The sequence below is a fragment of the Actinomyces sp. zg328 genome (genome assembly GCF_009829635.1).
GTDB classification, from domain to species: Bacteria; Actinomycetota; Actinomycetes; order Actinomycetales; family Actinomycetaceae; genus Actinomyces; species Actinomyces marmotae.
In genome coordinates this window covers 1-6,468 of record NZ_VWPE01000038.1, presented here as the reverse complement: position 1 = coordinate 6,468, position 6,468 = coordinate 1, and the positions used below count along the sequence as shown (strand labels likewise).

6 protein-coding genes are annotated in these 6,468 nt (G+C 76.1%); 1 reads left to right on the top strand and 5 read right to left on the bottom strand.

The window, feature by feature from the left end; all coding sequences use genetic code 11:
* Positions 1–95 precede the first annotated feature (95 nt).
* From GVV75_RS09970 to GVV75_RS09950, 5 genes are all read right to left on the bottom strand, one after another.
* Positions 96–1,322, bottom strand: a complete 1,227-nt coding sequence (locus GVV75_RS09970; RefSeq protein WP_159718088.1) for an MraY family glycosyltransferase — start codon at positions 1,320–1,322, stop codon at positions 96–98.
* Complete coding sequence (locus GVV75_RS09965) at positions 1,319–2,101, bottom strand: L-threonylcarbamoyladenylate synthase (RefSeq protein ID WP_236266134.1); 783 nt, start codon at positions 2,099–2,101, stop codon at positions 1,319–1,321. Before GVV75_RS09965 ends, GVV75_RS09970 begins: the two co-directional genes overlap by 4 nt.
* 64 nt (positions 2,102–2,165) lie before the next feature.
* Positions 2,166–3,392, bottom strand: a complete 1,227-nt coding sequence (locus GVV75_RS09960) for a sialidase family protein (RefSeq protein WP_159814591.1) — start codon at positions 3,390–3,392, stop codon at positions 2,166–2,168.
* Positions 3,393–3,408: 16 nt separating this feature from the next.
* Positions 3,409–4,137 carry a LuxR C-terminal-related transcriptional regulator gene (locus tag GVV75_RS09955; RefSeq protein ID WP_236266133.1) on the bottom strand — a complete coding sequence of 243 codons (729 nt, stop codon included), beginning with the start codon at positions 4,135–4,137 and terminating at the stop codon, positions 3,409–3,411.
* Positions 4,134–5,603, bottom strand: coding sequence for an ATP-binding protein (locus GVV75_RS09950; RefSeq protein ID WP_236266132.1), 1,470 nt, complete (start codon positions 5,601–5,603; stop codon positions 4,134–4,136). Before GVV75_RS09950 ends, GVV75_RS09955 begins: the two co-directional genes overlap by 4 nt.
* A gap of 134 nt (positions 5,604–5,737) precedes the next feature.
* Here GVV75_RS09950 and GVV75_RS09945 point away from each other — a divergent pair.
* Positions 5,738–6,468, top strand: a 731-nt coding sequence (locus GVV75_RS09945; RefSeq protein ID WP_159814589.1) for a PspC domain-containing protein, incomplete at its 3' end; no start/stop codon positions are given.

Below are 6,468 nucleotides of genomic sequence, written 5' to 3'. Positions count from 1 at the left end.
CAGCGCGGTGCCGATGACGGCGACCCGCCGCCCGGCAGCGCGGAAGGCCGTCTCGGCGGTCCGGGCGGTGGGGCGCCCCACCGCGTCGGGCGCGCTCACGGTCGCTCCCCTGGCGCGGGGACGGCGTCGGGGGCCTGGGCCTCCGCGGCGGGTCCGGGGGCCGCATGGGGGCGGGATCTGCGGGGCGCCGCGGCTCGGAAGGCCTGAGAGGCCTGGTGGCGGGCGCGCTTCCTGGCCCCGGGGCCGACGCCGGGGAGGATGTCGGTGGTCAGGGCCAGCGCGATGAGGACGGCGATGAGGGCGCCGCAGGCGACTCGCCGCCAGGGCAGGATCGCCAGCGCCACGACGGAGAAGGATCCGATGGCGGCCCACAGGTACATGGTCAGGACGGCCCGGCGGTGCGAGTGCCCGCCCGCGAGGAGCCGGTGGTGCAGGTGGAGCTTGTCGGGATGGAAGGGGCTCCTGCCCGCCAGGGTCCGGCGGGTGACGGCCATGAGCATGTCGGTCAGGGGGATCAGGAGGATAGCGACAGGCAGGATGAGGGGCAGGAACACGGGCACGGCCGAGGAGCCGGTGATCGTGCCCGGGTCGATCTGCCCGGTGACGATGATCGTGCCCACCGCGGAGACGAGCCCGAGCTGCATGGAGCCGGAGTCGCCCATGAAGATCGTGGCGGGGTTGAAGTTGTGGGGCAGGAAGCCCAGGCACACGCCGATGAGGGCGGCCATGACGGTGGCGGCCAGCGAGGCGTAGGCCTGGGGGCTGGTGGCCCTGGTGAGGATGTAGACGTAGATGAAGAAGGCCGTGGCGCCGATCCCGATGATCCCCGCGGCCAGCCCGTCGAGCCCGTCGACGAAGTTGACGGCGTTGATGACCACGATGATGACCACCACGGTGGCGGCCAGGGAGAGCCGGGAGGAGCCGATGGTCAGGCCCCCCACGGGGAAGGTGATGAGCTGGACCCCCTGGGAGGCCATGACGCCGGCGGCGAGGATCTGGCCGGCGAGCTTCGTCATCCAGTCGAGCTCCCACAGGTCGTCGACGACGCCCAGGAGGCACACGAGTCCCGCCCCGATGACCACCGCCCAGGCGCTGGCGTCGATCGTGCTGGCGAGGTAGGGGATGCGCGAGGCCACGGCGATGGCGGTGGCCAGGCCGACGAACATGGCGACGCCGCCGAGCCGGGGGATCGGCGTGGTGTGGACGTCCCTCTCCCGCACGGGGGTGAGCGCGTGGGAGACGAGGGCGATGTGCCGCACGATCGGCACGGACATGTAGGTGGCCGCGGCGGCAATGAGCAGGATGAGCAGGTAGACCCTCACGCGCGGCCCTCCTCCGCCGGCCCGGGCGCCGCGCTCGGGCCCGCCAGGGGGGCGAGCAGGGGCTTGAGGGCCTCCTCGATCCGGTGGGCCGGGATAAGGCCCTGGCGCAGGACACGGGGCCTGGTGGCGTCGTCACCGGCCAGGGAGACGATGGTCGAGGGGACGGGACCGGGCGTGGGCCCGCCGTCGATGAGCAGGATGCTGGGCCGGCCCCCCTCGGCCGCGAGCGCGCCGGGGGCGTCGGTGACGCGGCCGGGGAAGGCCCGCCTCGCGCTGGCGGCATCGGTGGCCGGCGGCTCCCCCGTGCGGTTCGCGCTGGTGACGGCCATGGGGCCGGCGGCGCGCAGGAGGGCGAGGGCCAGGGGGTGGTCGGGCATGCGCACGGCGATGGTCCCGCCGGTGTCCCCCAGGTCCCATGCCAGCGCGGGCGCGGCGTCCAGGACGAGGGTCAGGGCGCCGGGCCAGAGGGCGTCCATGAGGGCGAGGGCCGCGTCGGGGGGATCGGCGACGACGCCGTCGAGCTGGTCCCGCCCCGCCACGAGGACGGGCGGGGGCATCTGGCGGCCGCGCCCCTTGGAGTCCAGGAGGCGCGCGACGGCGGCCGCGTCGGCGGCGGTGGTTCCGATGCCGTAGACCGTGTCGGTCGGGGTGATGACCAGGCCTCCGGCTCGGGCGCGCTCCGCGGCGGCGGCGATGACGCCGGCGCTCTCGTCGTGGTCACCGCCGTCGCCGTCACGCTCGGGGGCGGCGGCGCCCATGGGGGAGCTCGTCTGGGTCACGCCCCGTATCCTCGCACGGATCGCGTCACGGCCCAGGCGCTGCTCCCGGCTTGTCACGGGGCGGTCATCGCAAGTCGATGGCGAGGATCACCAGGCGCGTCGCCCCCTCGTCGGCACCGGGCTCCTCGGCGGCGACGACGGCGCGCGCCGGGCCCGGCTCACCGGGAACCCCCTGGGGACCGGGCAGGATCACGAGGTCGGAGTAGCCGAAGGGCTCGTCAGGACCGGTCAGCCCCGCTAGTGCGCGCCACTGGCCGTCGACCCCCCGCGCGGAGAGGCGGCCGGCGCGCCGGGCGGCGGGATCCGAGGAGTGGGACAGGAGGAGCGAGCCGTCGGGCAGGCCCGCCATGCCCGCGTTGCAGCCCGGGTCGCTCAGGGCGCGGACCGCCTCGGGGCGAGTCCACGTCATGCCCCCGTCGACGCTCGTGGACTCCAGGCGGGTGCCTCCATAGGCGGCGTCGCGCGCGCTCATGACGAGCAGGTCCCCGGCGGGGCTCACGGGGGCGATGGCGTGCTCGTCGGTGCCGCTTGTGGCGGCGCCCCCGGCCAGGCTCGCGGCGGCGCCATCGCCCAGCGGGACGGGGGCGCCGAGGCGCCAGGCGGCGCCGTCGTCGGACAGCAGGCAGGCCGAGCGCAAGGGCCGCGAGCCGTCCTCGCGGGGGGCGAGGGCTACGACCACGGGCTGGACGAGTCCGGTCGAGGTGGCGATGCCGTGGCCCGAGACCGGGAAGAGGACGGCGCCGTCGGGCCACCGCGCGCTGGGCAGGGCCGCGTCGGTGGCGTCGCGCCAATGCCAGGTGGCGCCCTCGTCTGAGGAGACGGCGTGCAGGAGGCGCATGGTGCCGGGCTCGGGGAGCTCGCCGCGGCTCCAGGGGAGCCGGGGAGGGCGGGCGCCGAAGAGGCCCACCCCCGAGCTGGCCGCGGCCAGGAGGTGGAGGGCGCCGTCAGGGGCGGCGATGAGGGAGGGGTCCGAGATCCCCGTGATCCCGGGCAGGACCGCCGGGTCGGGGTCCAGCGGGACCGGCTCGTCCCAGGTGGCGCCGCCGTCGCCGGAGCGGCGCAGGCACAGGCGGTTGGGGTTGGGCAGGTCGTCCGGGAGGGCTCCGCCCTGAGATCGCCAGGCGTCGCCGTCGGGGCGCGGGCGCAGGTCGTGGACGAGGAGCAGATCGCCGCCCGGGAGGGCGAGGAGCGCCGGGACGCGCAGGGATCCGGCGGGGGCGCCGTCAGCGCCGCGCGGGGCGGTCAGGACGGCCAGGCGCTCGACCCGGCCAGCGCGCCAGGGATGGGGCATGGGGCTCGGGGTCCTCTCAGACGATCCGGTGGGCGGCAGCCCAGCGGGTGAGCTCGTTGCGGTTGGACAGTTGGAGCTTGCGCAGGACGGCGGAGACGTGGGTCTCGACGGTCTTGACGGAGATGAACAGCTCGCCGGCGCACTCCTTGTAGGTGTAGCCGCGGGCGATGAGGCGCATGACCTCGCGCTCGCGCGCGGAGAGGCGGTCGAGCTCGGAGTCGGCCATGGCCACTTCCCCGGCCTGCGCGCCGAAGGCGTCGAGGACGAACCCGGCCAGGCGAGGGGAAAAGGCGGCGTCCCCGGCGGCCACGCGCCTGATCGCCATGGCCAGGTCGGGCGTGGAGATCGCCTTGGTGACGTAGCCGCGCGCGCCCGCCCGGATGACGGCGACGACGTCCTCGGCGGCGTCGGAGACGGACAGCGCCAGGAAGCGGGTCCCCTCGGCGTCCGCGCAGCTGGCGGCGACCTCCGCGCCTCCCCCGCCGTTGCCGCCGGGCAGGTGGACGTCCAGGAGCGCCACGTCGGGGGCCAGGGCGCGCACGGCGGCGATGGCGCCCTCGACATCGTCGGCCTCGGCGATGACCTCGATGTCCGGGGCGTGGGCGGCGAGCTCGGAGCGCACCCCGGAGCGCACCAGGGCGTGGTCGTCGACGACGAGGACCCTCAGGCGCGGGGCCGCCGGCTGCGCGGGGGAGGCGGAGGAGTCGGATCGGGGCCCGGCTCCGGGCGGCTGGGCTTGGGTCATGACGGGCTCTCCTGGTTCGCGCGGGAGGTCGCATGGGTGGGGAGCGCGAGCCGGACCTCGGTGCCTTTGTCGAGGCGGCGAATCCGCGCGGTCCCACCATATCGCTCCATCCTGCCGATGATGGACTCGCGCACGCCGTGGCGATCGGGCGAGGCCGCCCCGGGGTCGAAGCCGGGGCCGTGGTCCCGGATGAAGGCCTCGATGAGGCTCTCGGAGGCCTCCACGTACAGGGAGACGGGGGGCTCCCCGTGGCGCACGGCATTGGACAGGGCCTCGCGGCTGGCGGCGACGATGGCCTCGGTGTCGCGGTCGGGGGCGCGATCCCCGACGCACACGACGTCGACGGGCACCCCATGGAGGTCCTCGATCTCCCCGGCGAGGTCCCGGAAGGCATCGGCCACGGAAGCGCCGGCCTCGGGGCGGTCGGTGTACAGCCAGGCCCGCAGCTCGCGCTCCTGGGAGCGGGCCAGGCGCGCCACCGTCTCGGGCTCACCGGCGCGCTTGCGGATGAGGGTGAGGGTCTGCAGGACGGAATCATGGAGGTGGGCGGCGATGTCCGCGCGCTCGGCGGCGCGGGCCTCGGCGGACCTCGTGGCGGCCAGATCCCGGCTCGTGCGCAGCCAGAAGGGGGCGAGGATGGTCGCGATGCCCAGGACGAGGGCGCCGCCGGTCAGGCCGGCCGTGAGCATGGCGCGCGGGGGGATGTCGGAGGCGAGCCACATGAGGATGCCGGTGGCGGCCAGGGCAAGCCCGGCGGCCAGGCGGGCGAGGGCCCAGCGGTCGCGGGGCCCGCCGGGGCTGGTGACGGCGTCGAGCTGGGACCACGCCAGGCCCGCGCCCATGGCGATGACGAGCGCCGGCAGGAGCGAGCCCGTGCGCGGCAGCAGCTCGACGCGCCAGGACGCGAGCAGGAGCGCCGCGGCGAGGAGGACGACGGCGCCCTGGAGCGCCCGATTACCCTCCCCGCTCGCGCCCCCGCGCAGTGAGCGCCAGGCCCGCGCCGCCCAGTGCTCATCGCCAGGGGCCCCACCCGGCACGGCCACCTGGCGCGGAGCGAGGCGGGAGCGGTCCACGGGCAGGGCGGACGCGGATCGGGCCGCCTCGCCCCAGGGGTCGCCCGCGGGAACGAAGATCCACAGCGCCGCGTAGAGCAAGAGCCCGACCCCCGTCTGCACGCTCAGCAGGACGAAGACGAGGCGGATGAGGAGAGGGTCGGCCCCCAGGTGGGCCCCGACGCCCGCGGCGACGCCGACGAACCAGCGCCCGGAGCGCCGGCCGCCGTCGGGGGCGAGCGGGGAGCGGCGATCCGGCCTCCGCAGGGGCAGGCGCTGACGGAGGGGGGACTGCGGCAACGGAGCGCCCGGCGGGAGATCGTGATGGGAGCCCGGCCTGGCGCCCGCCTCCGGGAAGGGGCCGGCGCCAGGCCTCCCCCATGGCTCGGGGGCGGGGATGCTCGTCGTGCTCACAGCGCCATCGTGGCACGCGGGCGGGCGCAGGGGGGCTCCTGAGAGGGGGAACCAGGGATGCCCTGGGAGAATTCAGGGGCCGCTCAGGGTGTCCCCCGATCGATCGCGGGGCCGGCAAGAGCCAGGATGGGGCCATGAGCACGACCCCCTCTCCCACGGGCCCCCCCTCCTCAGATCCTCTCGGCGGGCCGGGCGGCCCACCGATGGGCCCGTGGGCCGTGCCCACCCAGCCCAACCGCCCTTTCATGGCGGGCCTGTTCGACTCCCTGCGCCGTAACGGCGTGGTGCGCGCCGAGCAGCGCGTCGTCGGCGGCGTGTGCGGGGGCCTGGCCCAGCGCCTCGGCATCGATCTCATCCTCGTGCGCTGCGTCGTCGCCGTTCTCTCCCTCGTCATGGGGATCGGCCTGCTCGCCTACGGCCTGGCCTGGGCCCTGCTCCCCGAGGAGCGCGACGGGCGCATCCACCTGCAGCAGGCGTTCAGCAGTGATATGAGCGCGGGCTTCCTCGGCGCGGTGGTCTGCGTCATCGCCGGGGCGGCCCGCCCCGACTGGGGCCTGGGAGAGAGAGCGGTCTTCGGCGCCGGCTGGGCGGGCATGACCTGGCGCCTGCTGTGGACGGTCGGCGTCATCGGAGCGCTCATCTGGCTGATCAGCTCGCAGCGCCAACAGCGCGCGGGCCGGTCCCCGCAGTCGGCTCGGCCGGTGGCCGACGGGGCATGGTCGGCCCCGGCCGAGCAGCCCCGGCCCGCGTGGGACGCGGGTCAGGGCGCGCCGGCCACTGGGGCGGCGTACGGTCCCACCTGGTCGGGGCCCGTCCCGGGCGACCCCCACCCGCGGCCCTCGCACGGCCCGCGGGGCGTCGGCCC

Bases quoted from the DNA above. Each gene is read 5' to 3' on its own strand.
- GVV75_RS09960 (WP_159814591.1), bottom strand. From the start codon at position 3,392: ATGCCCCATCCCTGGCGCGCTGGCCGGGTCGAGCGCCTGGCCGTCCTG.
- GVV75_RS09955 (WP_236266133.1), bottom strand. From the start codon at position 4,137: ATGACCCAAGCCCAGCCGCCCGGAGCCGGGCCCCGATCCGACTCCTCC.